This window comes from Pedococcus sp. P2_D9 (genome assembly GCF_056404275.1).
The window spans coordinates 426,542-451,210 of the sequence record NZ_JBFUEI010000003.1; the positions used below are offsets into that span (position 1 = coordinate 426,542).

Below are 24,669 nucleotides of genomic sequence, written 5' to 3' on the forward strand. Positions count from 1 at the left end.
CGCCTCCCGTGCGCGGGGTTCCCTACGCTGGCGGTATGCGTGAGCCCGCCGAACTGCCCTGGGATCCCCCGTGGATTCGTGGGCGGGAAGAGTGGGCCCATCGGAGCGCGCCGCGAGTGGGGCGGTACGTCCTGGCCTTCGTGGTCGGTGTCGTCCAGCTCGGCGGCAGCGCGGGCGCCTCGCACGCCCAGCCTGCCCGGAGGTCGCTCGACGCACTGGCTGTCGTCCTGCTCCTCGTCGCCCCCGTGGCGATCACGGTGCTCCGCCGGTTCCCCGTCCAGAGCATGGCCGCCATTGCCCTGGCATCGGCCCTCTACCTTGCTCGCGGCTACGCCTACGGGCCGGTCTTCCTCGGCCTCGCGATCGGGCTCGTGGCCACCGTCGTCCGCGGTCACCGGATCGTCGCCTGGCTGGGCGCTGCCGCCGTGCTCGCCGGTGACGCCGTGGGCCGCCTCGCGTTCGACACGGCCACGTGGTCGTGGCCCGCGCAGGGCGCACTGCTCGCCTGGACCCTGGTGGTGCTCGCGGCCGGCGAGGTGGTGCACAGCTGGCGTGAGCGAGCGGCGACCTTCCGGCAGGTGGCGCGTGAGACGAGGCTTCGGCAAGCCGGTGAAGAGCGACTGCGGATCGCGCAGGACCTGCACGACGTCGTGGCGCACCACATGTCCCTCATCAACGTCCAGGCCGGGGTTGCCCTGCACCTGGCCGACCGACGGCCCGAGCAGGTCGAGCCCGCCCTCGTCGCCATCCGCGACGCGAGCAAGGAAGCACTGGGCGAGCTCAGGGCCCTCATCGACGTCCTGCGCCTCGACGGTGCGCCCGCGCCGCGCTTTCCGGTGGCCAACCTCGCCGGCCTCGACGACATCGTGGAGCGGAGCGGCCATGCGGGGCTCCGGGTCACCAAGACGGTGACCGGGCAGCCGAGGCCACTGTCCGCCGCAGTGGAGCTCGCGGCATACCGGATCGTGCAGGAGGCGATCACCAACATCGTCCGGCACGCGCAGGCGACGCGGGCCACGGTGTCCCTCGACTACGGTGAGGACATGCTCTCGGTCACGATCGAGGACGACGGCCACGGAGGCGCAGGGTTGTCGAACCTGGTGCAGGGCAACGGGATCAGCGGCATGCAGGAACGCGCTCGTGCCCTGGCTGGCGAGCTCCGCGTTGCTGCCGCGCCGGGTGGTGGCCTGCGCGTCGAGGCGGACCTCCCGACGGGTGGCCCGCGGTGATCCGGGTCGTGCTGGCCGACGACCAGGCGCTGCTCCGGGCAGGGATCCGCGCGCTGCTCGACGCCGAGGACGACATCGACGTGGTGGGCGAGGCGGCCGACGGCGCCGAGGCGGTCGCGGTCGTCCGTGCGACCGAGCCCGACGTGGTGCTCATGGACATCCGGATGCCCGGCACCGATGGACTGGAGGCCACTCGCCAGATCGCTGCCGACGAGCGACTCTCGGGCACGCGGGTGGTCATGCTGACGACGTTCGACCTCGACGAGTACGTCTTCGAGGCGGTCCGGATCGGGGCCAGCGGCTTCCTCGTCAAGGACACCGAACCCGCCGAGCTGCTGCGCGGGATCCGTGCCGTCGCCGCCGGTGACGCCCTGCTGAGCCCTGGCGTCACGCGGCGGCTCATCGGGGAGTTCGCCACCCGCAGCCGACCCCACGCGTCGCCGGCTGCCGACCGCCTCGGCGAGCTGACCGACCGGGAGCGTGAGGTCGTCGCGCTCGTCGGGGAGGGCCTGACCAACGACGAGATCGCCCGACGGCTGTTCCTCAGCCCGGCGACCGCCAAGACCCACGTCAGCCGGTCGATGGTCAAGCTGCAGGTCCGTGACCGCGCCCAGCTCGTGGTGCTGGCCTACGAGTCCGGTCTCGTCCGCCCGGGCTGGTCGGAGTAGCTGCGCGCTGGAGTAGCAGGGCAACCACCGGCTACACCAGCGGGAGCAGTCCAGGTGTCGCCCCGCGTGGGATTCGAGAAGGGCTGTCCCGTCGAAGGATTGGGTCGTCAGCCCAATCCGACCAAGGAGTCACCATGACGACCCTCATCGCCAGCGCCGCGACCGCGGCCACCCTCGCCGCGAATGACGACCACTGGAACGGCCCGGGCCCCTGGTGGCCCCTCTTCCCCCTCGTGTGGCTGTTGTTCATCGTCGGCATCTTCGCCGCGTTCCGCTTCTTCGGGATGCGTCGCTGGAGGCAGTTCCAGGGCCACGCCGGGACGCGCGCCGGGGAGGCCAAGCTCGCCGAGCGCTACGCCGCCGGCGAGATCGACGAGCAGGAGTACGAGCGCCGGCTCGCCACGCTACGGCGAATGGGCGCGACGGACTGACGGGGTGACGAATCATTGCCAACCCCGTTGGGAGGGAAGACAATCGAAGTGTTCGGCCCGCCTCGGATCGACGGACCAACTTCAAGGAAAGCTGGTTGTGACAACCATGAAGCGATGGACCCATCCACAGGATCTCGTTGCTCTGATCGCTGGCGCCTACGCAGCCCTATCGCCGTTGTGGACCACCACGACGACGCGGGCGACCACAACCATGGTCGTGCTCGGTGCCATCACCGCCCTCCTCGCCCTCGCCGAGCTGTTCAGGCCGGACATGATGTCCGTCGAGGGGCTCACGGCCCTCATGGGCGCCTGCATGATCGCCGCCCCCTGGGTGCTGGGGTTCAGCGGCACCCGGCCGATCTCGTGGACCGCGTGGATCGTCGGTGCCATCGTCCTCGTCGTCGGCGCCGCCGACCTGCAGGTCACCAGATCGCACCACAGGGGCACCATGGCGACCTCGCACTAGGGGGCCGTCACACGACGCTCAACAACGCCAGCGCATAGGCGCACTCGGGGTCGGGGTCACTGAAGGTGCCCCGGCCCCCTTCGCTGTCCACCTGCACGATCCAGTCGTTGCCGTCGCGGTGCAGCCCCACGAACCGGTCGCCGAGCAGGACCCGCAGCTGGTCCTCCCGCGGCATCCACAGAGCGGTGTCGAGGGTGACGGAGTCCAGGGCCCACTCGGTGGTGCCGTTGAAGCCGAGCAGCGGCTGTCCCTTGAACGTGTGCACGTCGATGGTCAGGTGGCTGATCCAGAACACCTCACCCACGATGTTGGGCTGGTCGATCGTGAACCGGTCGCCCGGCATGGGTTCCCAGAGCACCCCGCCCTGGCTGAGGCTGCGTGACAGCTCGACCGTGATCATGGGCCGAGCCTACGACGCAGAGGTACGCCGCGCGGCCGGGCGCGCACGCGGCATACCTCCGTCCGTGGTGACCTCACAGGAGGTCGAAGGCGCGCAGCTCGTCCTCGGACATCAGCCGCGAGCGGATGAGGAAGCGAACGCCCTCGGGGGCTTCGACGGAGAAGCCGCTGCCCCGTCCCTTGACCACGTCGACCGTGAGGTGGGTGTGCTTCCAGTAGGCATACTGCGACAGGGACATCCAGAACTCGACCGGGTCGAAGATTCCGCCCACGGCGAGCTCGGCGAGCAGCACGTCGGCGTCGCCGGTCATGAACTCCCCTGCGGGGTAACACATCGGGGAGCTGCCGTCGCAGCACCCGCCGGACTGGTGGAACATCAGGGGGCCGTGCTTCGCGGTGAGGCGGCGGAGCAGGTCCGCCGCCTCACCCGTGAAGTCGACCCGGCTGTGCTGGGTCGTGTCCACGCCGGCCTAGAAGAACCCGAGCGCGTCGGGCGAGTAGGAGACGAGGAGGTTCTTGGTCTGCTGGTAGTGGTCGAGCATCATCTTGTGGTTCTCCCGGCCGATGCCGGACTGCTTGTAGCCGCCGAACGCCGCGTGGGCGGGGTACTGGTGGTAGCAGTTGGTCCACACGCGCCCGGCCTTGATGCCGCGCCCCATCCGGTAGGCCCGTGAGCCGTCGCGGGTCCAGACGCCGGCCCCGAGTCCGTAGAGGGTGTCGTTGGCGATCTCCAGCGCCTGGGCCTCGTCGGTGAAGCTGGTCAGCGAGACGACGGGTCCGAAGATCTCCTCCTGGAAGACCCGCATCGAGTTGCTGCCCTCGAACACGGTCGGGGTCACGTAGTAGCCCTCGGCCAGGTCGCCGTCGAGGATGTTGCGCTCACCGCCGGTGAGGACCTTGGCGCCCTCCTGCCGGCCGATGTCGAGGTAGGACAGGATCTTCTCGAGCTGGTCGTTGCTTGCCTGGGCGCCGATCATGGTGGTCGTGTCGAGCGGGTTGCCCTGGGTGATCTTCTCCACGCGCTCGATGGCATCGCCGACGAAGTCGCTGTAGATCGACTGCTGCACGAGCGCCCTCGACGGGCAGGTGCAGACCTCGCCCTGGTTGAGGGCGAACATCGAGAAGCCCTCGAGCGCCTTGTCGTAGAACGCGTCGCTGCTCTCGGCGACGTCGTCGAAGAAGACGTTCGGGCTCTTGCCGCCGAGCTCCAGCGTCACCGGGATGATGTTCTGCGAGGCGTACTGCATGATCAGCCGGCCCGTCGTCGTCTCGCCGGTGAAGGCGACCTTGGCGACCCGGGGGGATGACGCGAGGGGCTTGCCCGCCTCGACGCCGAACCCGTTGACCACGTTGAGGACCCCGGCCGGGATGAGGTCCCCGATCAGCTCCAGCACCTTGAGGATCGACCAGGGCGTCTGCTCGGCCGGCTTGAGCACCACGGCGTTGCCAGCGGCCAGAGCGGGGGCGAGCTTCCAGGTGGCCATGAGGATCGGGAAGTTCCAGGGGATGATCTGTGCGACCACGCCCAGGGGCTCGTGGAAGTGGTAGGCGACGGTGTTCTCGTCGATCTCGCTGCTCGAGCCCTCCTGGCCGCGCAGCACCCCGGCGAAGTAGCGGAAGTGGTCGATGGTGAGCGGCAGGTCGGCGGCCAGGGTCTCGCGGACGGGCTTGCCGTTGTCCCAGGTCTCGGCGATGGCGAGCATCTCGAGGTTCTCCTCGAGCCGGTCGGCGATCCGGTTGAGGACCAGCGACCGCTCGCCCAGCGAGGTCTTCCCCCACGCGGGCGCCGCGGCGTGGGCGGCGTCCAGGGCCGCCTCGATGTCCTCGGCGGTCCCGCGGCCCACCTCGGTGAAGGCCCGTCCGGTGACGGGTGAGATGTTCTCGAAGTACTCGCCCTTCTTGGGCTCGACCCAGTTGCCGCCGATGAAGTGCCCGTAGCGCGGCTCGACCGTGACCTTCGAGCCCTCGGTTCCGGGGGGTGCGTAGACCGTCATCGCTGTTCTCCCAACGTCTTTGGTGGTGCCCCGCTGTGGGGTTGGGCTGACGTTAGGCAGCGCAACGTTGCGACGACGTTGCACGCTGAGAGCGACAGGCAGGTATGCCGCGCGGCGCGCAGGCGTCAGAGGCCGTGCTCGCGGTCGAGGCGGGCGAGCTGTCCGGCGACGAGGGGGCGCAGGGGCGACGACGCGGTCAGGCACGCCATCTGCGCCGTCCACATCTCGTAGTCGTCCGCGCCCCAGGCCGACCGGGTCCAGGTGGACATGAGGTCGGGTTCGCGGCTGGCGAGCACAGCCCGTCGCAGCTGCCCCTCGACGTTGCTGCGCAGGCGCCTGACGCCGGGTGCGCTCGAGTGGGGCAGCAGTGGGCCGCGGTAGGACCGCAGGGCGACGTCGACCGACCCCGCGGCCAGGTGCGCCTCGACCGCGAGCCAGTCGGCGGTGACCTCGGCGGCCAAGCGGTACGGGCGCGAAGGGAGCACGTCCTCGCCCAGCAGTGTGCGGAGCCGGTTGAGCTCGGCCCGCAGCGTCGAGGTGGTCACGTCGTCCTCGTAGAGGAGTACGGCGAGCTCGTCGCCCGAGAGACCTCGTGGTGCGGCAGCCAGCAGGAGCACGATCTCGCTGTGCCGAGGGCTGAGCCGCAGCGTCCTGCTCGCACCGCGACCGTCGTCGACCGTGAGCAGCGCGTCGTTGCGGCCGAGTCCGTGCAGCGACAGGACGATTCCCGCATGGCTGGGTCGCGACGAGTCCTTGGCGCGGGTCATCAGCTCCCGAGCGAGCTCCGCCTCCGCCATCCGCGCGGCGGCCCGCACCATCGCCATCGTCTGCGGCACGACGATCTGCTCGCCGCCGGTGATGTCGAGGACGCCCAGCAGCGTGGCGGTGGTGGGGTCGTGGATGGGGGTCGCAGCGCAGCTCCACCGCTGCACCGACCGGCGGAAGTGCTCAGCCCCGATGATGTTGACGGGCTGGTCGAGGGCCAGCGCCATGCCCGGCGCGTTGGTCCCGGCGAGGCGTTCGTCCCAGTTGCTGCCCTCGACGAAGCCGATGCTCTCGGCCCGGCGCAGCACGCTCGGGGTGCCGCACACCCAGAGCAGCTGACCGGCGGCGTCCGAGACGGCCATGATCGCGTCGCAGTCGCGCGCTGCCCGGCCGAGCACGTCGTCGAGCAGTGGGAAGACCTGGGCCAGCGGATGGGCCTCGCGGTGGTCGCGCAGGGCGTCCGCGGGCAGCGTGATCGGCGCCTCCATCCGGTCGGCCTCCACGCCGGCGGCAGCAGACCTCACCCAGGAGTCCGCCACCTGGGCGCGGACGGCCGTCATCGGTTCCACCTCGTCAGTGTGCGGGGCGCCGCCACGCCTGTCACCGGCCGTCCCGACAGGTGAGGCGAGCGGGCGGTTCGACCCGACAGGCGGTCGACGTGAGCGTGTTCGGCGCGGCCCGGCGAGACGCGGCGAGACGCGGCGCGGCTCAGCAGCCGGACGAGCTGGGTGCCGTCGTGGTCGCCGCCGCCTTGGGAGGTGCCGTCAGGGCGGTGAACTTTGCGCCCAGCACGAGGTCGACGGAGGAGTCCGTGCGACTGTCCTTGATGCCCTTGGATCCCTTGACCAGGGCCAGCACGAGCTTGGCCGACGTGGTCCCCGTGGCGCCGTAACGCACCTCCGCCGCGACGGCGACCTTCTTCTGGAGCGGGTCGTTGCTCACGGCCGCAACCTTGAAGCCACGCTTGCGCACGTCGGAAGCGGTCTTGGCGGCCAGTCCCGTGCGGTCCGTCGCGTTGTAGACGTTCACCGTGACCTGCGACGGGACCCTCACGGTGGAGGTCGCCGTGCAGGTCGAGGTCGGTGCCGCGCGAGGCTTGTTGCTGTCCTGGAAGTACGAGTACGCGTACCAGAAGGCGAAGAACAGCATGAGCGTGACGATCCCGAGCGTGATGAGTGCGCGGCGTCGGCGGGCACGGCGGGTGCGCGAGGCACCGGCCTCCACGACGTAGCTCATTCGCCCACCTCCACCCGCGGGTCCTGCGTGCGTGGGGCCCGTGCGGCCCCCCGCTGCGTGGGGTCAGTCAAGCACGAGGACGCGCGCGTGGAGGGTAGGACGCTGTTGAAGGGCGGCACGCAGGGCGCGGTGCAGGCCGTCCTCGAGGTAGAGCGTGCCCTCCCACTCGACCACGTGGGCGAAGAGGTCCCCGTAGAACGTGGAGTCCTCGGCGAGCAGGTGGCCGAGGTCGAGGGTGCGCTTGGTGGTGACGAGCTGTTCGAGGCGCACGAGGCGCGGTGGCACGTCGGCCCAGTCGCGGGGCGTCTGTTTTCCGTGGTCGGGGTACGGCCTGCCCTCGCCCACCTTCTTGAAGATCACCCAGCCACCATAGGCGTATGCCGCGTGGTCGGCCCTTCACGGCTCGTTCCACCTGCCCCAGCGTGTGTGGGCCGCACTAGAGTGCCGAAGGTGACCGAGAACGCGACGCCGGAGCAGCCGGCCACGTCCACTCCCCAGCTCGACGAGATCCGCGCGGGCTACTCCTTCGCGGGTGGCGCGCTCCACTTCGGGGCCGCTGTCGTCGACGGCGTGGCCCATCCTGATGCACCGGTGCGCATCCCGCTGTCGACGCTCAACCGGCACGGCCTCGTGGCCGGCGCGACAGGCACCGGCAAGACCAAGACCCTTCAGCTCATGGCCGAGCAGCTGTCCGGCCAGGGCGTGCCGGTCTTCCTCGCCGACATCAAGGGTGACCTGTCCGGCATGGCCACCGCGGGGACGGCCAACGACCGGATCACCGCCCGCGCGACGGACGTCGGGCAGCAATGGGTCGGCACGGCATACCCGACCGAGTTCCTGTCCCTCGGTGGACTCGGCAACGGCATCCCCATTCGCGCCACGATCACGTCGTTCGGACCCACGCTGCTCTCAAAGGTGTTGGGGCTCAACGAGACCCAGGAGTCCAGCCTCGGCCTGGTCTTCCACTACGCGGACAAGAACGGCCTCGCGCTCCTGGACATCAAGGACCTCCGCGAGGTCATCGCCTTCCTCAACTCCGACGAGGGCAAGGCTGACCTGAAGTCCCTCGGCGGGCTTTCGTCGGCGACGGCCGGGGTGATCCTTCGTGAGCTGATCTCGTTCTCGGACCAGGGCGCCGATGCCTTCTTCGGTGAGCCGGAGTTCGACACCCAGGACCTGCTGCGGACTGCTGCTGACGGCAAGGGCCTCGTCACGTGCCTCGAGCTGCCCGCGGTCCAGGACCGGCCCGCGCTGTTCTCCACGTTCCTCATGTGGCTGCTGGCCGACCTCTTCCACGACCTGCCCGAGGTGGGGGACGTCGACAAGCCCAAGCTGGTGTTCTTCTTCGACGAGGCCCACCTGCTGTTCAGCGACGCGAGCAAGGCGTTCCAGGACGCGATCGAGCAGACCGTGCGACTGATCCGCTCCAAGGGCGTCGGCGTCTTCTTCGTGACGCAGTCACCCAAGGACGTGCCCGGCGACGTCCTGGCCCAGCTGGGCAACCGGGTGCAGCACGCGCTGCGGGCCTTCACGCCCGACGACGCCAAGGCCCTCAAGGCGGCGGTGTCGACCTATCCGCACAGCGGCTACGACCTCGCCGAGCTGCTGACCTCGCTCGGCACGGGCGAGGCCGTGGTCACCGTCCTGTCCGAGCGGGGCGCCCCGACACCTGTCGCGTGGACCCGGATGATCGCGCCGCAGTCGCTGATGGCCCCGTCCGACGAGGCCACCGTGAAGCAGATCATCGCGGCGTCGCCCCTGTCGTCGAAGTATGCCGAGATGGTCGACCGCGAGTCCGCCTACGAGAAGCTCCAGGCGCGACTGCAGCAGGCGCCCACTCCCGAGGAGGCCCCGGCTCCCAAGGCTCCGGCTCCGAAGGCCCCGGCACCGGAGCGCGCTCCGCGGGCACCGAAGGAGGAGCCGGGCATCGTCGAGCAGGTCGTGCGGTCGAGCGCCTTCAAGTCGGCACTGCGTTCGGCCGGCACGGTGCTCGGCCGCGAGATCACCCGCTCGATCTTCGGCACCGCCCGCCGCTCCCGCTGAGCGGCTCAGCCGAGGAGGGCGGCGACCAGCAGGATGACAGGCACGGCGCCCACCGTCGTGATGAGGATGGTGTCGCGGGCCAGCACCGTGGCGCGGTTGTAGCGGGTCGCGTGCACGAAGATGTTCTGCGCCGTCGGCAGCGCCGAGGTGACCACGATCGCGAGCAGCGCGTGCCCGTCGACACCCAGCAGGACGCTTGCCACGAACCAGGCCACCGCTGGCTGCACGAAGAGCTTGAGGGCCGACGTCGACGCGAGCTCGGCCACCGAGCCGGCCCGGCCCAGCCCCGGGCCCAGCCGCAGCGCGATCCCGTAGGCGACCAACATGCACGGCACGGCCATGTCGCCGAGCAGCCCCAGGGGCGCGGCGACCATCGTGGGCAGCGTCCAGCCCGTGATCGACAGGCCGAGCCCGACCAGTGAACCGACGGTCAGCGGGTTGCGGAACGGACGGGTCAGCAGCTGCCACCACCGTGACCGCCCGTGCGCATCGGCGTCGAGGAAACCCAGCGCGAGTGGTTGCAGGACGAGGAGCTGCAGCAGCAGGGTGGGCGCGACGAATGCCGCGTCGCCCAGCACATAGCTCGCCACCGGGATGCCGAGGTTCCCGGCATTGACGTATGCCGCGGACAGGGCGCCGATCGTGGTGTCACCGAGCGAGCGGTGCCAGACCAGCCGTGCCAGCGCGATGTAGATGCCGGCTGCCGCTGCAACGCCGGCGACCGATGCGATGAGGTTGGCCGACAGCACCTGGTGGACGTCGGCCCGGGACAGCGTGATCACCATCAGGGCAGGGCTGGCGACGAAGAAGGCGATGCGTGAAAGCACCTGCTGTGCACCGAGGTCGACGATCCTCAGGTGGGCGAGCAGGGCGCCGACGGCGATGACGACGGCGATCGTCGTGAACCCGTTGAGTACGCCCTGCACACCGACAGGCTAGGTGGGCGGGCGCAGGACCGGCGCAAGGGTCTCAAGGACCGAGGCGTCCTCGATGGTGCCCGGCACGTTGGGGGTCTTGCCGTCGGCGATCTCGCGCATCGTCTTGCGCAGGATCTTGCCGGAGCGGGTCTTGGGCAGCGCCGTGACGATGTCGACCTGCTTGAGGGACGCGATCGCACCCACCTCGTCGCGGACCCGCTGGTGGAGCTCGGCGCGGATCCGCTCACCGTCGGCCGCACCGTCGACCCCGGCCTTGAGCACGACCAGCGCGCGGGGGACCTGTCCCTTGAGCTGGTCGTTGACCCCGATCACCGCGCACTCCGCCACGGCGGGGTGGCCGGCGAGAGCAGCCTCGATCGAGCCCGTCGACAACCGGTGCCCAGCGACGTTGAGCACGTCGTCCGTGCGGCCCATGACGTAGAGGTAACCGTCCTCGTCGACCAGGCCGCCGTCACCGGTGAGGTAGTAACCGTCGAAGGCGGAAAGGTAGCCGGCGACGTACCGGTCGTCGTCGCCCCACAGGGTGGGCAAGGTGCCTGGGGGGAGCGGGAGCCTGATGCAGATGGCGCCCTCCTCGCCGGCGGGCAGCTGCTGCCCGTTCTCGCCGAGGATCCGCACGTCGTAACCCGGTGCGGGCACCGTGGGGGAGCCCGGCTTGATCGGCATCGGCTCCAGGCCGCGCAGGTTGGCCGCGATCGGCCAGCCAGTCTCGGTCTGCCACCAGTTGTCGACCACGGGCACCCCGAGCCGCTCGCTCGCCCACTCGTAGGTGTCGGGATCAAGGCGCTCCCCGGCGAGGAAGACCGTCTGGAGGCAGGAGAGGTCGTGCCCCTTCATCAAGGCGCCGTCAGGGTCGTCGCGCTTGATGGCCCGGTAGGCCGTGGGGGCCGTGAACATGGCCTTCACCCCGTGCTCGGCGATCACCCTCCAGAAGGCGCCCGCGTCCGGTGTGCCGACCGGTTTCCCTTCGTAGAGAACGGAAGTCGCGCCCGTCAGGAGTGGGGCGTAGACGATGTAGGAGTGGCCGACGACCCAGCCGACGTCGCTGGCCGTGAACCAGGTGTCGCCCGGGTCGATGCCGTAGACGTTGCCCATGGACCACCGCAGCGCGACGGCGTGGCCGCCATTGTCGCGGACGATCCCCTTCGGCCGCCCGGTCGTGCCGGAGGTGTAGAGGATGTAGAGCGGGTCGGTCGCGGCGACCTCGACGCAGTCGGCGGGCTCGGCATCGGCGACCAGCTCGTCCCAGTCGAGCTCCTCCCAGTCGGTGTCGCGCTCGCCGACTGCCGCGCGGGCCTGTTCGCGCTGCAGGACGATCACCGACTCCGGCTTGTGCGAGCTGCGGTCGAGGGCCGCGTCGAGCAACGGCTTGTACTCGACCACGCGGGTCGGCTCCACGCCACAGCTCGCCGCGACGACGACAGTGGGCTTCGCGTCCTCGATGCGTGCCGCGAGCTCTGCGGCGGCGAAGCCCCCGAAGACGACCGAGTGGACGGCGCCGAGGCGCGCGCACGCCAGCATCGCGACGACGGCCTCCGGCACCATCGGCATGTAGATGACGACCCGGTCACCCTTCTCGACCCCGAGCGAGGCCAGGGCGCCGGCGAACGTCGCGACACGGTCGAGCAACGCGGCATACGTGATCGTCTCGTGGGTGTCGGTGACGGGGCTGTCGTAGTGCAGCGCAGCCTGGTCGCCGCGCCCGGCGGCGACGTGCCGGTCGAGGGCGTTGAAGCAGGTGTTGAGGGTGCCGCCGGTGAACCACCGGTAGAACGGCGGCCGGTCGTCGTCCAACACCCGCTGCGGGGGAGTGATCCAGTCGATCGCCTTCGCCGCGTCGCCCCAGAAGCCGTCCGGGTCCCGGAGGCTCCGCTCGTATGCCGCGCGGTACGCGCCGTTGCCCAGTGCGCCACCCTTGAGGCCGGCACCGCCGTTGCCGCCATCGTCCATCCCGCGATCGTCCATCCCGCCATCGTGCGGCACCACGGGGGGACCCGCCAGAGCGGTGCGGGTGCGAAGCCGCCCCTTCAGGCGGCGGCGGTCATTCCTGAGGGCGGGTCTGGTACTTGATGTAGGCGCTCGAGTCCCGGTGCCACAAGCGGACCAGGGTCCAGGCACCGACCGCAAGGAGGGCCAGGGCGAAGGCCTGGGCAAAGAGGCCGGCGGTGGGCAGCAGTCCGCCGAAGAAGCTCCCGACCGCGAGCGCGAACAACACGCTGGCGACGATGCGTCCCCATCGGGACCCGCGTGCCGTCACGCGGGCGAGGTAGAGCCAGAGGGCGCAGGCCAGCGCCGCGGTCACCGTGGTGACGGTGAGGCTTACTCGCAGCACGCCGTCGATGTCCGCTTCGGTCGCGACGAGGTGGCTGGCGGCGGCCTCGCGGGCGATGGCGTCGTGCAGCTGGCCCCGAGTGATGAAGCCACGAACGATCTCCGCGACCTCGAGCGCGGCGCCGAACTGCATGAGCCGGACGCTGTCGACGATCGAGCGCGGTGGGACCACCGGGCTGCCCGGCCGCCACAACCGCTGGGCCTCGGGCCGCCCGTCACCGGGGCCGTCCGGGCTGAGCACTCCGCGCCACGAGATCTGTCGAGCCATCTGGTTGGTGCTCCCTCCGAGCGATGTGTTGACATCCTGTCTCGGAACCCTGCGCTGAGCCAGTCTCGCGCCTGGTTGTCGGGTGGGCGCCGGAGTTTCTAAAGCCCTCCGGTCGCCTCATCCATGACGAAGGCCCCCTGCACCTGCGTGGGGGGCCTTGTCTGGTTGGCGGAGGATAGGGGATTCGAACCCCTGAGAGCTTTCACTCAACACGCTTTCCAAGCGTGCGCACTAGGCCACTATGCGAATCCTCCGCCGAGGAGGCTACCTGAGCGAACGGCCTGCCCTGAAATCGCCTCAGATGGCGCGGCCATGGCCGGCCAGGTCCGGCGTGCCGGCCGGGCCAGCGGATTCGCCGACCCGCTGGCCCCACGTCTACACTGGCGGCAGGCACCCCGTGTGGTGGTACCTCTCCGAACTCCCCCAGGGCAGGAATGCAGCAAGGGTAGGAGAGCTCTTCCAGGTACGCGGGGTGTCCCCTTGTGTGCCCGCCCGTACTTTCGGCCACTCGCCCGAATGCCTGGCGCGGCCGGCTCAGGTCCGGTGGCCCTCGTCGAGCAGCCGGACGCGGCGCCGGCCGAGGGTGACGGCCGCGTAGGACGCGAGCACCAGGACCATGAGCGCGTTCGACGCGCCGGACCGGGTGAGCAGCGCGGAGGCGGCGACCCCGCCGATGACCGTGAGCAGCAGCGGGCGGGCGTACCAGAAGGCAACCGACATCACGGCCGAGCCCGGCGAGAACAAGGACACCGGCGGCAGGCCGCGGAAGGCGGCCATGAGGTGCGCGCCCGCCACGAGGGCGACCATGGCAAGGGGCCAGACCGCCACGGCGACGCCGCCTGTCGACGTCAACGCGACCGCGCCGCCCGCGAGCAGCGCCACGACGGCATACAACAGGGAGGGGGCGACCAGGTGGGCCAGCGCCTCCTGCCCGTACGCCAGCCCGATGAGGGGCGTCGTCCCGGCGTTGTCCCCCTGCAGTCGCATCCCCTCGGCCCAGGCGCCGTAGCCGAGGTAACAGGCGACGATGCCGACGAAGGCGACGATGTTCGGGACCCCGGGGGTCGCCGCGTGCGCGAGCGCCCAGCACCCGCCCCCGGCAAGGATCGCGCCGACGATGAGCGCTCCGGGGGATCGTCGCAGCCCCAGCCAGTCACGCGCGGCGACCACGGCCACCGGCCCGCGGGCGCGCAGCCGCCGACGACGGAGCCGCGTCGTGGGGGAGGCGACGTCGAGCCGGGCAGCGCGCAGGTCACCCGCGAGCACGGCACCCCCGATCGTCACGGCGCGCGCGGCCTGGGTCCGCAGGCCGACGTGGTGCAGGGCGCGCAGCGAACGGACCTCGCGCAGGACCGTCCCGGGACCTCTCGTGCCGGTGGGCCAGGACCGTACCTGCCCCCACAGCCACGCGCCGGCGAAGCCGAGCCCGACCGCCAGGCCCCCGAGAGTGGTCGGGACGAGGGCCAGCGGCGACGCCACTGCGGCGACCACCATGCCGGTGCCGATCACCGCACCGGTGAGCAGCCCGCCGACCAGGCAGCCGAGGAGGCTGAGTCGCCATGAGCGGCGCAGCACGACGGCGCGGTCGAGGCCGCTGACCACGACGTGGTCGAGGTAGGGCAGGTCGGGCACCACCGGGCCCCGGACCGAGCCCAGCCGGTGCGCGAGCAGCAGGAGTGCCACGACGACGGCACCGACGACGAAGACACCCTGGACGCCGGTCAGGTGACGTGAGAGCCACGCCGGGTCGACGAACTCGAAGAAGGCCCGCGACGCCGGCACCCCGTAGACGAGGGACGCGATCACGGCGACGTAGGCGGCATACACGGCATTGCCGTTGCCCTTGTCGGGCAGGCCGCCTCGGATGACCTCGCGCGCCTGGGCGAGGCGTTCGCGGTCGGTCGCCGGTCCGGCGACCTCGACGGAGGGGTCGCTCATGGGCCGACGATGTCGACCACCGCGTCACCCAGGGCGGCCGTCATGCCGGGGTCGTGGCAGGCGACGACGAGCGCGGCGCCGGTGGCCTTGCGGGCCAGCAGGATGTCGGTGAGCAGCGCGCGCTTGTGGGTGTCGAGCCGCTGCTCAGGTTCGTCGAGCAGCAGCACCCGGGCCGGGCGGAACAGCACCATCGCGAGGTGGAAGAGGTGTTGCTGCCCGGACGACAGCTCGTGGGGGAACCGTTCGGAGAGGTGGTCCACCTCCAGCTCGGCCAGCATCGCGTCGGCCCGCTCGTCCGCGGTGCCGATGGCCCCGCCCCACGTCGAGTCGATGAGGACGAGGTGGTCGATGAGGGTCAGGTCGCGGTATGCCGTGGGCGAGCCGATGAGCGCGGCCACCCGGGCGCGCGTGGCCGGGTCGCGCTCGTCGAGCGGCTGCCCGTCGAGGCCGGCAGTGCCCGACGAGGCGTCGAGGGTGCCGGCGAGGATCCGCAGCAGGGTGGTCTTGCCGCTGCCGTTCTCCCCGCGCAGGACGACGCACTGCCCGGAGGTGACGGCCAGGTCGACGGGCCGCAGGAGCACGTTGCCGTCGATCTCCTTGGCGACTCCGGTGGCCGTCAGGGTGAGCGGTTGGGTCGTCCCTTCCGCGCCCGGATCCGGCTCGGCGGTGGGCTGTCTGCGCCGTGCGAACATCTGCCTCCTTCGTCGCCGTCAGTGTGCCACCCGGGTCTGAACGCCCGACGCGCGCGGACGCCGCGGATGTCGTCGGGGGCGACTAGGGTTCCCGAGGTGAGCACCGCGTTGTACCGCCGCTACCGGCCCGAGACCTTCGCCGACGTCATCGGCCAGGAGCACGTCACCGAGCCCCTGATGCAGGCGCTGCGCACGGGCCGGGTCAACCACGCCTACCTGTTCTCGGGGCCTCGCGGGTGCGGCAAGACGACCAGCGCCCGCATCCTGGCCCGCTGCCTCAACTGCGAGCAGGGGCCGACGCCGACCCCGTGCGGCACGTGCGACTCGTGCGTCGCGCTCGCCCGCAGTGGCGCCGGCAGCGTCGACGTCATCGAGATCGACGCCGCCAGCCACGGTGGTGTCGACGACGCCCGTGACCTGCGCGAACGCGCGTCCTATGGTCCGGCGCAGAGCCGCTACAAGATCTACATCATCGACGAGGCCCACATGGTCACGCCGCAGGGCTTCAACGCGCTGCTCAAGATCGTCGAGGAGCCGCCCGAGCACGTGAAGTTCGTCTTCGCGACGACCGAGCCCGAGAAGGTCATCGGCACGATCCGCAGCCGCACCCACCACTACCCGTTCCGGCTGGTCCCGCCCGGCCAGCTCTCCGACTACATGGGCAGCCTGTGCGAACAGGAGGGCGTCGCGGTGGCCCCCGGCGTGCTCTCCTTCGTCACGCGCGCGGGCGGCGGTTCGGTGCGTGACTCGCTGTCGGTGCTCGACCAGCTCATCGCCGGGTCGAGCGACGAGGGGCTGACCTATGAGGGTGCGGCCGCCCTGCTGGGCTTCACCGACGCCGAGCTCCTCGACGCGATCATCGACGCCTTCGCCGCGGCCGACGCCGCAGGGGTCTTTCACCAGGTCGACCGCGTCATCGAGACCGGCCTCGACCCGCGTCGGTTCGTCGAGGACCTGCTGGAGAGGTTGCGCGACCTCATCGTCGTGGCGGCGGTTCCCGATGGCGCGTCCTCGGTGTTGCGCGGCGTGCCCGAGGACCAGCTCGAACGCATGCGTCAGCAGTCGGCCGCCTTCGGCGGTGGGGCCCTGTCGCGCGCCGCCGACATCGTCAACGCGGGCCTCACCGAGATGACCGGCGCCACCGCGCCGCGACTCCAGCTCGAGCTCATCTGCGCGCGCGTGCTGCTCCCCGCCGCCTCCGGTGAGTCCGGGTATGCCGCGCGCCTGGACCGCCTCGAACGTCGCCTCGACGTCGAGGGCGTCCCGTCAGTGGCCCGTGCAGCGGCAGCACCCGTCCCCCCCACGTCGCCCTCGGCCCCCGCGGCGCCGGCCACCCCGCAGGCGGTAGCCGTGCCTGCGTCCGAGTCCCCGCCCGAGCCCGTCCCGACCCCCGCACCGGCGCGGGCGATCGAGCCGCACGACGTGTCGACGGAGGCGTCGCCCCAGTCAGGGTCGCCCGAGCGTGTGGCCACCGAGCCTGTGGCTGCCGAGCCTGCTCGCGACACTCTGGCGACCGAGCCCGCAGCGACCGAGCCGGTGGCGACCGAGCCCCCAGCGACCGAGCCAGTGGCGACCGAGCCGGCCGCTGCCGCAGAGGCGCCGCGCACCAGCACCCCCACCGGCGGCATCGACGTCGCGGCCATCCGCCGGGCGTGGCCGGACATCCTCGGCTGGATCTTCAAGCACAAGCGCACGACGTGGACCCTGCTCTCCGAGCATGCGACCGTCTACGACTACGACGGCTCCAAGGTGGTCCTGGGCATCTCGACCGTCGGCATCGCCAACACCTTCCGGCACGGCCCGCACGCCGACCTGGTCCGTCAGGCGCTCATCGACGTGCTCGGCGTGGACGCACGCGTCGAGGGGATCCCCACCCCCGATGCCGCCGTCTCCGCACCGAGCGGCGAGGCCCACCCCACCGTCGCTCCCGCCAACCGGTTCCCGTCCGACGACCCGGCAGTCAAGGGCGACAACCCCGCGCCGTCGCGCGCCCGGGGCGGGACGGACGGCGGTGCGGCGGGAAGCTCTGGCGGCCCGGCGGCATACGCGGGCCTCGCTGCCTCGAGCCCGCCCCCGGAGACAGGTGGCGGCTGGGCGACCGCCTCGTCCGGCCCGTCGAACGGCCCGAGCTGGGCCAGCGACGACGTGGCGGGGGCTGCGTCGACCCCACCCCCCGAGCCGGCGTCCGCGCCCGCCGCCGAGCCGGGCACCGGTTCGAGGCTGGCCGCGGCGAAGGCTGCCGTGGCGGCGGAGGAGCCAGCGCGCACGCCTGACACCTATGTCGCCGATGACAGCGCCGCCAGTGCCGACGACGAGGACATCGCCGAGCTGGGCGAGGTCGGCAGGCCGGTCATCGAGCGACTGCTCGGCGGCAAGGTCATCGACGAAGGGCCCTGACCGCTGCGATGCAGGTCGCCGAGCTCCTCACGCGTCCGACCGCAGCCGAGCGGGCGTCGTGGCTGCCCGGCGACGACGTCGTGGCCCCCTCGGACGTCGTGATGGACCGTGCCTTCACCCTGCAGGTTCCCCCCGACGCCGTGTGGCCGTGGATCGTCCAGCTGGGGAAGCGGCGAGCCGGGTGGTACCTCCCCGCGGCGGTCGAGCGGTTCGTGCCGCCCGCCCGTCGAGGGCTGCGGAGGCTCGATGACCGCCACCAGGCACTCTCGGTCGGCGACGTCATCCCGGACTGGGGTGGAGCGGACGCGACGTTCACCGTCGTAGAGCTCGCACCGGCCCGGCACCTGCTCTACGGCTCGACCCGCGGCCGCACCCACCTGACCTGGTGCCTGCGGCTGACACCGGTCGGTGGCCGACGCACCCGGGTGCAGCTGCGGTTGCGGTTGGCGCCGGTCAGGCACCGGTTCGTGGCGGAGCACCTGGGCGGGTTGTTCGACCAGCTCACCGTCATGGGCCTGGCGGCCGGGCTTCGCGAGCGGGTCCAGCCCACCAGCGACACCGCGAGGGCATAGGCTCACTGGTGTGTACGAAGGCGTGGTCCAGGACCTGATCGACGAGCTCGGGCGACTGCCCGGAGTCGGTCCCAAGAGCGCCCAGCGGATCGCCTTCCACCTGCTGCAGGCTGACGCGGTCGACGTGAAGCGCCTCGTCGAGGTGCTCACCGAGGTCAAGGCCAAGGTGCGGTTCTGCGAGACCTGCGGCAACGTGGCGGAGTCCGAGCAGTGCCGGATCTGCGCCGACCCGCGCCGTGACGGCACCGCCATCTGCGTCGTGGAGGAGCCGAAGGACGTGGTCGCCATCGAGCGCACCCGTGAGTTCCGCGGGCGCTACCACGTGCTGGGTGGGGCGATCAGCCCGATCGACGGTGTCGGGCCGGACGACCTGCGCATCAAGGAGCTGATGACCCGGCTCGCGTCGGCCGAGGTCACCGAGATCATCATCGCGACCGACCCCAACCTCGAGGGCGAGGCGACGGCCAGCTACCTGGCCCGTTTCCTGCGGCCCATGGGGTTGCGGGTGACCCGGCTCGCGTCGGGTCTGCCCGTGGGTGGCGATCTGGAGTATGCCGACGAGGTCACCCTCGGCCGGGCGTTCGAAGGCAGGAGGCTTCTCGATGTCTGACGACCTGCGGGTGCTGGCCGACGAGTCGGCCGCCGACGCCCGCGCCTATCTCTCGACGGTCACCGAGGTGGCCTCGGGGACGGCGCCGGACGCGGCGATCCCGATGACGCTCCTCGCGTTGTCCCAGGCGCTCGTCATGGGTGCCCGGCTCGGCGCCATCGAGGACATCCTCCCGGCGGAGCGGTTCGAGGCCGACACGGTCGAGGCCGAGCTCGACCCGCTGCGCACGGGCGTCGCGAACCTGTTCGAGGGACTCGACGAGTACGCCGACCTCGTCGACCCCGTCACCTCCACCGAGCTCGCCACGGGATCCCTGTCCAACGACGTGACGGTCGTCGCCTCCGCACTCGCCCACGGGCTGCGGCACTACGACGCCGGGCGGATGTCCGAGGCGCTCTGGTGGTGGCAGTTCAGCTATCTCTCCGACTGGGGCGAGCGGGCGGCCTCCGCCCTGCGGGTCCTGCAGTCCCTGCTCGGCCACATCCGGCTCGACGCCGACGAGGAGCGGGTCTCCGAGGCCGAGTTCGACGCCCTGCACCCCTGACACCCGCGCGGCGGTGCGGGCGCGCGGACGTGCGGACGTGCTGCAAGATCACTGAGACGTGCTGCAAGAGCACGTGAAACGAGAGCAGACCGAGGGGGTTCGACTGCGATGCAGATGAAGCTGGAACTGATTCCGCTCCCGGTGGCGGACGTTGACCGGGCCATCGCCTTCTACGGCGACAAGCTCGGCTTCACCAAGGACGTTGACGTGCGGCCCGCCGAGGGTGTCCGCATCGTCCAGCTGACGCCAGAGGGCTCGGGTTGTTCGATCGGTTTCGGGACGGGGCTGGAGGTGTACGCGGGTGAGCCGGGGAGTGCCAGGGGCCTGCACCTGGTCGTGGAGGACATCACCGAGGCCCGTGCCGAGCTCGTCCGCAGAGGGGTGGAGGTCAGCGAGATCCACGACTTCGGCGGCGGTGTCAAGGGAGCGAACTTCTCCGATCCTGACGGCAACAGCTTCGAGCTGCAGGAGATGGCCTGGCGCAGGGGCTCGACGTACTAGAGGTACGGCATACCCGTCTCGCCGGAAGTCTGACGCATCTCCGGCGGCGCGAGCGGTCAGGCGATGCGGGTCCCGTTGGGCAGTCGGCGGATCGGCGTCCGCAGTCGCTTACCCGCCACCACCCCGGCGCCGACGCCGGCGATCAGCAGGAACCCGAGACCGAACGGCCAGACCGGAGCGGTTTCGAGGGCCTCGTCCAGCGGGTCCACATAGCTCTCGTCCGTGAAGTCCCCCTGACCTTGGCCCACGAAGTTGGCGCACTCCTGCGCGACGGCGTCCGGCCCGTTGCGCGCCATCCGTGAGCCGGCGCTGATCCAGCGCATGGGAGTGAAGCCGCTGGAGTACATCCCGTTGGTCTTGCGGGGCTGGGAGGGTGCGGCGTCGGCGACCACGACGAACGGGTTGAGCGGCAGCATCCACCAGATGCGCTCCGTGTGCGCCACGGTCGCGCGACGCGTGAACGTGGTGCAGTCCGCGCGCGTCGGCTCGACCTGGCTCTTCTGGATCTGCTCGAGCTGTTCGGGGGTGAGGTTGGGGTCGTTGGGGTCGAAGGCGGGGGCCTGGTGGGTCTGGTACCACGACTCGGGGATGCCGTAGACCTGCTGGGTCTCCTCCTGGGTCACGAGGAAGGCGCTGAGCCCGAACCCGATGGTGGTGCCGAAGACCAGGGCTCCCATCGTCAGGTACGTCAGCACGGCCGAGGCGACAGGTCGCGCCGTCAGCGTGGAGAACATCAGGCCGATCGTGCAGACCACCGCCAGCACGAGGACGAGCACCACCAGGGACATCACGATGCCCCCCGCCGAGATGCCTCCCTCGAACCACGCCCAGGCCAGGAACGGCAGCGCGCTGGTGAGGAAGGCCAGCGAGATCGCCCACGCCGAGAGCAGCTTGCCGAGCGCGATGTCCCAGGGTGAGAGCAGCGTCGTCTGCAGGGTCGCCAGGACCCCGTGCTCGCGGTCGCCGTTGACCGAGGTCGCGGTGAGCGAGGGGACGATGAGCATGGACAGGCCCAGCACGAAGAAGACGACGATGTCGTACATCGCCGATCCCGATCTGAGGTCGGGGTCGTTCGTCGCCCAGTAGGCGAGGAAGGTGACCCCCGCGATGAGGATGACCCAGACTGCCAGCACGATCGGCCAGCGCGAGGTGCGGACACGTTGACGCAGCTCGAGGGCTGCGATCGTCCTGATGCCGTGCCAGCTCATCGCCGGTCCTCCGTCGCTGCGAGGTAGGCGGACTCGAGGGCGCCCTGACTGGGGGCGAAGGCGATGACCCGGATGCCGTCGCGGACCAGGTCGGCGAGCAGCCGCGCGGCGTTCTCCTCGCCGGCCACCTCGACCTCGGTGAGGCCGCCTCCGACCCGGATCGCGGGGACGTGGTGTTCCTCGAGCCAGCTGGTGAGGTCCTCTGGGTCGAGCGAGTCGATGCGCCAGGAGGCCATCGCCGTCGCGACGAAGTCCGCGTCGAGGCTCTGGGTCTCGAGGCTCCGCCCGCGCGCCACGATGACGGCGCGGTCGGCGACCTCCTGGAGCTCGGTGAGGATGTGACTGGAAACGAGCACGGTCTTGCCTTGTGCCGCAAGGGATCTCAACACATCACGCAGCTCGATGCGACTGCGCGGGTCGAGTCCGGAAGCCGGCTCGTCGAGTAGGAGCACGCTGGGGTCGTTGATGAGGGCGCGGGCCAGGCCGAGCCGCTGCTTCTGCCCTCGCGAGAGCACCCGCGCGCGACGGTCCGCGAGGTCGTCGAGGTGCACCGTGTGCAACAGCTCGTCGGTGCGGGCCCGTGCCCGCTCCGCCGGCATCCGGTATGCCGCGGCGATGGTGTGCAGCACCTCGCGCACCGTGAGCGCGTCCCAGGTGCCGAAGCCGTCGGGCATCCACCCGATCTTGGCCCGGACCTCGGTCGGCTGGCTGACGGGGTCGAGCCCGTCGATGCGGATCTGCCCCTGGTCCGGCACGAGCAACGTCGCCATCATCAGCAGCAGCGTCGTCTTGCCCGAACCGTTGGGACCGATCAACGCCGTGACCTCGCCCGGCTGGGCCGTGAGGCTGATGCTGTCGACGGCGAGCACGTCCCCGAACGCCCGCCGCACCCCCTGTACCTCGATGCTCATGCGCGAAGGCTAGCGGTGCAGGACCCGCCTGCCATGGGCTTTCCTACTCACCCGCGTCCGGAATGCGGCACCCACGTCCCACGATGAGGACGGCAGTTATGCTGGCGACTCCGCACCGCCGCACCGCCGTCTCGGGTCCACAGGAGTTCCAACCGTGCCGATCGTCGTCCAGAAATATGGCGGCTCATCGCTGGCCGATGCAGCCAGCATCAAGCGTGTCGCCCGCCGGATCGCCGAGGCCAAGAAGGCCGGGAACGACGTGTGCGTCGCCGTGTCCGCCATGGGCGACAGCACCGACGAGCTGCTCGACCTCGCCAACCAGGTGAGCCCGCAGCCCCCGCCCCGCGAGCTGGACATGCTGCTGACTGCGGGGGAGCGCATCTCGATGGCGCTCGTGGCCATGGCGATCGCCGACCTGGGCTACACCGTGCGCTCGTTCACGGGCAGCCAGGCGGGCGTCATCACCGACTCGTCGCACGGCAGGGCCCGCATCATCGACGTGACCCCGGGTCGGGTCACCGACGCCCTCGACAAGGGCCACATCGTCATCGTCGCCGGGTTCCAGGGCGTCAGCCAGGACACCAAGGAGATCACGACGCTCGGCCGCGGCGGGACCGACACGACGGCCGTCGCGCTGGCGGCCGCCCTCAACGCAGAGGTGTGCGAGATCTACACGGATGTCGACGGTGTCTTCACGGCCGACCCGCGAATCGTCCCGGCTGCCAGGAAGATCCACCGCATCTCCAACGAGGAGATGCTCGAGCTGGCGGCCTCGGGGTCGAAGGTCCTGCACCTGCGCAGCGTCGAGTACGCCCGCCGTTTCGACATCCCCATCCACGTTCGCAGCTCCTTCTCAGCGAAGGAGGGCACCATCGTCACGGACAAACCAGTTGAAGGAGACACCGTGGAAGCCCCCATCATCGCCGGTGTCGCCCACGACCGCAGCGAGGCCAAGATCACCGTCGTGGGCGTCCCGGACCATCCCGGCAAGGCGGCGGCGATCTTCCAGACCTGCGCCGACGCCGAGATCAACATCGACATGATCGTGCAGAACGTGTCCGCGACCGAGACCGGCCTCACGGACATCTCGTTCACCTGTCCCAAGACGGACGGCCAGACCGGGGTGCATGCGCTGAGGAAGGTGCAGGAGTCGGTGGGCTTCGCCTCGATCCAGTACGACGACCAGATCGGCAAGCTGTCGCTGGTGGGCGCCGGGATGCGGTCGCACCCGGGAGTCTCCGCGACGTTCTTCAAGGCGCTGGCCGACACCGGCGTCAACATCGAGATGATCTCGACGTCCGAGATCCGCATCTCGGTGGTGACGCGGGCCGAGGTCCTCGACGACGCCGTGCGAGCGGTCCACTCGGCCTTCGGGCTCGACTCCACCGAGGGCGAAGCCGTGGTCTACGGGGGCACCGGCCGGTGACCTCACTCGCCTCGAGGGCCCCGCGCCCGACCCTCGCACTGGTCGGAGCCACCGGAGCCGTGGGGGCGGTGACCCAGCAGGTGCTCGCGATGCGGGCCGACATCTGGGGCGAGATCCGGGCCGCCGCCTGCGCCGAGGATGCCGGGACCGTGCTGGTCGTGTGCGGCCGCGAGGTGGTCGTCCAGGAGCTGTCGCCCGAGTTCTTCGACGGCGTCGACATCGCCCTCGTTGACGTCCCCGCCCCGGTGGCTGCCCTGTGGGCGCCCATCGCCGCAGCCCGTGGTGCGGTCGTCATCGACAACAGCTCGGCGTTGCGCGGCGACCCCGACATCCCCCTGGTCGTCCCCGAGGTCAACCCCCTGCAGATCCGCAACCGGCCCAAGGGCATCATCGCCAATCCCGGTGCCACGACGTTGACCATGATCGACGCCCTCGGCGTCCTGCACGCCGGTTGGGAGCTCACCGAGCTGGTCGTGGCCTCCTACCAAGCGGCCTCCGGTGCCGGACGGGTCGGCATGGGCCGGCTCTACGACGAGCTCGAGGTCGTCGCCGGCCACCGCGAGCTCGGCCACCAGCCGGGTGACGTGCGGCGGCTGATCGAGCACGAGCTCGGCGCCGAGTCGCCGTTCCCGGCGCCCCTGGCCCTCAACGTCATCCCCTGGATCGGGGTGGCGGCCGAGGACGGCTGGACCTCCGAGGAGCTCAAGATCCGCAACGAGACCCGCAAGGTGCTCGGGCTGCCCGACCTGCGCGTCTCGGCGACCTGTGTGCGGGTCCCCGTCATCACGACGCACTCCGTCGCGGTCCACGCCACGTTCGCCCGCAAGATCGACGTGGCCGAAGCCCGCCAGGCCCTGGTCGAGGCGCCCGCGGTGGTGGTGCTCGACGACCCCGACAGCCTCGAGTTCCCCACGCCGTCGGACATCGTCGGCTCCGACCCGCGGTTCGCGGGGCGGTTGCGCCAGGCGCTGGACTTCCCCAACACCCTCGACTTCTTCATCTGCGGCGACAACCTGCGCAAGGGCGCTGCGCTCAACATGGTGCAGGTCGCCGAGCTGGTCGCGAAGGACCTGACCGTCGTCGGCTGACCGTCAGTCGTCGG

The 24,669-nt window shown here is 70.8% G+C and carries 25 protein-coding genes, 1 tRNA gene and 1 other RNA gene; 13 read left to right on the forward strand and 14 right to left on the reverse strand.

Annotated elements, in window-relative coordinates; all coding sequences use genetic code 11:
* The first annotated feature begins 35 nt into the window (after window positions 1–35).
* The 4 genes from AC1DXJ_RS06985 (at window position 36) to AC1DXJ_RS07000 (ending at window position 2,794) form a co-directional block, all read left to right on the forward strand.
* Window positions 36–1,229 carry a sensor histidine kinase gene (locus AC1DXJ_RS06985; protein ID WP_477636662.1) on the forward strand — a complete coding sequence of 398 codons (1,194 nt, stop codon included), beginning with the start codon at window positions 36–38 and terminating at the stop codon, window positions 1,227–1,229.
* The gene (locus AC1DXJ_RS06990; protein WP_477636663.1) at window positions 1,226–1,897 is read left to right on the forward strand and encodes a response regulator; all 672 of its coding nucleotides are present in this window, start codon (window positions 1,226–1,228) and stop codon (window positions 1,895–1,897) included. Before AC1DXJ_RS06985 ends, AC1DXJ_RS06990 begins: the two co-directional genes overlap by 4 nt.
* A gap of 134 nt (window positions 1,898–2,031) precedes the next feature.
* Entirely contained in the window at window positions 2,032–2,328 is a 297-nt protein-coding gene (locus AC1DXJ_RS06995; protein ID WP_477624759.1) for an SHOCT domain-containing protein, read from the forward strand.
* Window positions 2,329–2,434: 106 nt separating this feature from the next.
* A complete protein-coding gene (locus tag AC1DXJ_RS07000) occupies window positions 2,435–2,794 on the forward strand; it encodes an SPW repeat protein (protein ID WP_477636664.1) in 360 nt (119 codons plus the stop codon).
* A 7-nt stretch (window positions 2,795–2,801) separates the two neighbouring features.
* On the opposite strand, the gene AC1DXJ_RS07005 is transcribed toward AC1DXJ_RS07000, so the two are convergent.
* From AC1DXJ_RS07005 to AC1DXJ_RS07030, 6 genes are all read right to left on the reverse strand, one after another.
* A complete protein-coding gene (locus AC1DXJ_RS07005) occupies window positions 2,802–3,194 on the reverse strand; it encodes a hypothetical protein (protein WP_477614510.1) in 393 nt (130 codons plus the stop codon).
* Between the two features lie 73 nt (window positions 3,195–3,267).
* Window positions 3,268–3,657: a DUF779 domain-containing protein gene (locus AC1DXJ_RS07010; RefSeq protein WP_477636665.1), complete on the reverse strand. Its 390-nt coding sequence runs from the start codon at window positions 3,655–3,657 to the stop codon at window positions 3,268–3,270.
* A gap of 6 nt (window positions 3,658–3,663) precedes the next feature.
* Complete coding sequence (gene exaC / locus AC1DXJ_RS07015; protein ID WP_477614512.1) at window positions 3,664–5,187, reverse strand: acetaldehyde dehydrogenase ExaC; 1,524 nt, start codon at window positions 5,185–5,187, stop codon at window positions 3,664–3,666.
* A 125-nt stretch (window positions 5,188–5,312) separates the two neighbouring features.
* Window positions 5,313–6,512 carry a GAF domain-containing protein gene (locus AC1DXJ_RS07020; protein WP_477624864.1) on the reverse strand — a complete coding sequence of 400 codons (1,200 nt, stop codon included), beginning with the start codon at window positions 6,510–6,512 and terminating at the stop codon, window positions 5,313–5,315.
* Window positions 6,513–6,660: 148 nt separating this feature from the next.
* Entirely contained in the window at window positions 6,661–7,188 is a 528-nt protein-coding gene (locus AC1DXJ_RS07025) for a LytR C-terminal domain-containing protein (RefSeq protein WP_477614513.1), read from the reverse strand.
* A gap of 63 nt (window positions 7,189–7,251) precedes the next feature.
* Window positions 7,252–7,548 (reverse strand): type II toxin-antitoxin system VapB family antitoxin, encoded by a 297-nt coding sequence (locus AC1DXJ_RS07030; protein ID WP_179421136.1) that lies wholly within the window; start codon window positions 7,546–7,548, stop codon window positions 7,252–7,254.
* Between the two features lie 90 nt (window positions 7,549–7,638).
* On the opposite strand from AC1DXJ_RS07030, the gene AC1DXJ_RS07035 reads away from it, so the two are divergent.
* Window positions 7,639–9,231, forward strand: coding sequence for a helicase HerA-like domain-containing protein (locus AC1DXJ_RS07035; protein WP_477614514.1), 1,593 nt, complete (start codon window positions 7,639–7,641; stop codon window positions 9,229–9,231).
* 5 nt (window positions 9,232–9,236) lie between these two features.
* Here AC1DXJ_RS07035 and AC1DXJ_RS07040 read toward each other — a convergent pair whose 3' ends face one another.
* The 4 genes from AC1DXJ_RS07040 to AC1DXJ_RS07055 form a co-directional block, all read right to left on the reverse strand.
* On the reverse strand, window positions 9,237–10,157 hold the full coding sequence (locus tag AC1DXJ_RS07040; protein ID WP_477614515.1) for an AEC family transporter: 921 nt from the start codon (window positions 10,155–10,157) through the stop codon (window positions 9,237–9,239).
* Between the two features lie 9 nt (window positions 10,158–10,166).
* Window positions 10,167–12,119, reverse strand: coding sequence for a propionyl-CoA synthetase (locus AC1DXJ_RS07045; RefSeq protein WP_477636732.1), 1,953 nt, complete (start codon window positions 12,117–12,119; stop codon window positions 10,167–10,169).
* Window positions 12,120–12,210: 91 nt separating this feature from the next.
* Window positions 12,211–12,768, reverse strand: a complete 558-nt coding sequence (locus AC1DXJ_RS07050; RefSeq protein WP_477636666.1) for a hypothetical protein — start codon at window positions 12,766–12,768, stop codon at window positions 12,211–12,213.
* A gap of 166 nt (window positions 12,769–12,934) precedes the next feature.
* Window positions 12,935–13,022 (reverse strand) — tRNA-Ser (locus tag AC1DXJ_RS07055).
* Window positions 13,023–13,154: 132 nt separating this feature from the next.
* Here AC1DXJ_RS07055 and ffs point away from each other — a divergent pair.
* Window positions 13,155–13,253, forward strand: an RNA gene (gene ffs, locus AC1DXJ_RS07060) — signal recognition particle sRNA small type.
* Between the two features lie 49 nt (window positions 13,254–13,302).
* Here ffs and AC1DXJ_RS07065 read toward each other — a convergent pair.
* Together AC1DXJ_RS07065 and AC1DXJ_RS07070 are read right to left on the reverse strand one after the other, a co-directional pair.
* Window positions 13,303–14,706: a hypothetical protein gene (locus AC1DXJ_RS07065; RefSeq protein ID WP_477636667.1), complete on the reverse strand. Its 1,404-nt coding sequence runs from the start codon at window positions 14,704–14,706 to the stop codon at window positions 13,303–13,305.
* Window positions 14,703–15,398 (reverse strand): ABC transporter ATP-binding protein, encoded by a 696-nt coding sequence (locus AC1DXJ_RS07070; RefSeq protein WP_477636668.1) that lies wholly within the window; start codon window positions 15,396–15,398, stop codon window positions 14,703–14,705. The genes AC1DXJ_RS07065 and AC1DXJ_RS07070 overlap by 4 nt, the downstream gene beginning before the upstream one ends.
* 96 nt (window positions 15,399–15,494) lie before the next feature.
* Here AC1DXJ_RS07070 and AC1DXJ_RS07075 point away from each other — a divergent pair, with 96 nt between their 5' ends.
* The 5 genes from AC1DXJ_RS07075 to AC1DXJ_RS07095 all read left to right on the forward strand — a co-directional run bounded on the left by AC1DXJ_RS07075 (window position 15,495) and on the right by AC1DXJ_RS07095 (window position 20,022).
* Window positions 15,495–17,795 carry a DNA polymerase III subunit gamma and tau gene (locus AC1DXJ_RS07075; protein ID WP_477636669.1) on the forward strand — a complete coding sequence of 767 codons (2,301 nt, stop codon included), beginning with the start codon at window positions 15,495–15,497 and terminating at the stop codon, window positions 17,793–17,795.
* Between the two features lie 8 nt (window positions 17,796–17,803).
* A complete protein-coding gene (locus tag AC1DXJ_RS07080; protein WP_477636670.1) occupies window positions 17,804–18,367 on the forward strand; it encodes a hypothetical protein in 564 nt (187 codons plus the stop codon).
* Between the two features lie 10 nt (window positions 18,368–18,377).
* On the forward strand, window positions 18,378–18,977 hold the full coding sequence (gene recR, locus AC1DXJ_RS07085) for a recombination mediator RecR (protein ID WP_477614524.1): 600 nt from the start codon (window positions 18,378–18,380) through the stop codon (window positions 18,975–18,977).
* Window positions 18,970–19,521, forward strand: a complete 552-nt coding sequence (locus AC1DXJ_RS07090; protein WP_477614525.1) for a DUF5063 domain-containing protein — start codon at window positions 18,970–18,972, stop codon at window positions 19,519–19,521. The genes recR and AC1DXJ_RS07090 overlap by 8 nt, the downstream gene beginning before the upstream one ends.
* Window positions 19,522–19,635: 114 nt before the next feature.
* Window positions 19,636–20,022, forward strand: a complete 387-nt coding sequence (locus AC1DXJ_RS07095) for a VOC family protein (protein ID WP_477614526.1) — start codon at window positions 19,636–19,638, stop codon at window positions 20,020–20,022.
* A 56-nt stretch (window positions 20,023–20,078) separates the two neighbouring features.
* On the opposite strand, the gene AC1DXJ_RS07100 is transcribed toward AC1DXJ_RS07095, so the two are convergent.
* Entirely contained in the window at window positions 20,079–21,230 is a 1,152-nt protein-coding gene (locus AC1DXJ_RS07100) for an ABC transporter permease (RefSeq protein WP_477636671.1), read from the reverse strand.
* Window positions 21,227–22,141 carry an ABC transporter ATP-binding protein gene (locus AC1DXJ_RS07105; protein WP_477636672.1) on the reverse strand — a complete coding sequence of 305 codons (915 nt, stop codon included), beginning with the start codon at window positions 22,139–22,141 and terminating at the stop codon, window positions 21,227–21,229. The genes AC1DXJ_RS07100 and AC1DXJ_RS07105 overlap by 4 nt, the downstream gene beginning before the upstream one ends.
* A 154-nt stretch (window positions 22,142–22,295) precedes the next feature.
* Between AC1DXJ_RS07105 and AC1DXJ_RS07110 the strand changes: the two genes are divergently transcribed.
* Window positions 22,296–23,567, forward strand: a complete 1,272-nt coding sequence (locus tag AC1DXJ_RS07110; protein WP_477636673.1) for an aspartate kinase — start codon at window positions 22,296–22,298, stop codon at window positions 23,565–23,567.
* Window positions 23,564–24,655, forward strand: a complete 1,092-nt coding sequence (locus AC1DXJ_RS07115; RefSeq protein WP_477614530.1) for an aspartate-semialdehyde dehydrogenase — start codon at window positions 23,564–23,566, stop codon at window positions 24,653–24,655. The genes AC1DXJ_RS07110 and AC1DXJ_RS07115 overlap by 4 nt, the downstream gene beginning before the upstream one ends.
* The last annotated feature ends 14 nt before the right edge of the window (window positions 24,656–24,669 follow it).

What these genes read in the sequence shown, in the direction of transcription:
- AC1DXJ_RS06985 (WP_477636662.1), top strand. Translation starts at nt 36, where the DNA reads ATGCGTGAGCCCGCCGAACTGCCCTGGGATCCCCCGTGGATTCGTGGG.
- AC1DXJ_RS06995 (WP_477624759.1), top strand. Translation starts at nt 2,032, where the DNA reads ATGACGACCCTCATCGCCAGCGCCGCGACCGCGGCCACCCTCGCCGCG.
- AC1DXJ_RS07000 (WP_477636664.1), top strand. Translation starts at nt 2,435, where the DNA reads ATGAAGCGATGGACCCATCCACAGGATCTCGTTGCTCTGATCGCTGGC.
- AC1DXJ_RS07005 (WP_477614510.1), bottom strand. Translation starts at nt 3,194, where the DNA reads ATGATCACGGTCGAGCTGTCACGCAGCCTCAGCCAGGGCGGGGTGCTC.
- exaC (WP_477614512.1), bottom strand. Translation starts at nt 5,187, where the DNA reads ATGACGGTCTACGCACCCCCCGGAACCGAGGGCTCGAAGGTCACGGTC.
- AC1DXJ_RS07020 (WP_477624864.1), bottom strand. Translation starts at nt 6,512, where the DNA reads ATGACGGCCGTCCGCGCCCAGGTGGCGGACTCCTGGGTGAGGTCTGCT.
- AC1DXJ_RS07025 (WP_477614513.1), bottom strand. Translation starts at nt 7,188, where the DNA reads ATGAGCTACGTCGTGGAGGCCGGTGCCTCGCGCACCCGCCGTGCCCGC.
- AC1DXJ_RS07045 (WP_477636732.1), bottom strand. Translation starts at nt 12,119, where the DNA reads ATGGACGATGGCGGCAACGGCGGTGCCGGCCTCAAGGGTGGCGCACTG.
- AC1DXJ_RS07050 (WP_477636666.1), bottom strand. Translation starts at nt 12,768, where the DNA reads ATGGCTCGACAGATCTCGTGGCGCGGAGTGCTCAGCCCGGACGGCCCC.
- AC1DXJ_RS07065 (WP_477636667.1), bottom strand. Translation starts at nt 14,706, where the DNA reads ATGAGCGACCCCTCCGTCGAGGTCGCCGGACCGGCGACCGACCGCGAA.
- AC1DXJ_RS07070 (WP_477636668.1), bottom strand. Translation starts at nt 15,398, where the DNA reads ATGTTCGCACGGCGCAGACAGCCCACCGCCGAGCCGGATCCGGGCGCG.
- AC1DXJ_RS07080 (WP_477636670.1), top strand. Translation starts at nt 17,804, where the DNA reads ATGCAGGTCGCCGAGCTCCTCACGCGTCCGACCGCAGCCGAGCGGGCG.
- AC1DXJ_RS07090 (WP_477614525.1), top strand. Translation starts at nt 18,970, where the DNA reads ATGTCTGACGACCTGCGGGTGCTGGCCGACGAGTCGGCCGCCGACGCC.
- AC1DXJ_RS07095 (WP_477614526.1), top strand. Translation starts at nt 19,636, where the DNA reads ATGAAGCTGGAACTGATTCCGCTCCCGGTGGCGGACGTTGACCGGGCC.
- AC1DXJ_RS07100 (WP_477636671.1), bottom strand. Translation starts at nt 21,230, where the DNA reads ATGAGCTGGCACGGCATCAGGACGATCGCAGCCCTCGAGCTGCGTCAA.
- AC1DXJ_RS07105 (WP_477636672.1), bottom strand. Translation starts at nt 22,141, where the DNA reads ATGAGCATCGAGGTACAGGGGGTGCGGCGGGCGTTCGGGGACGTGCTC.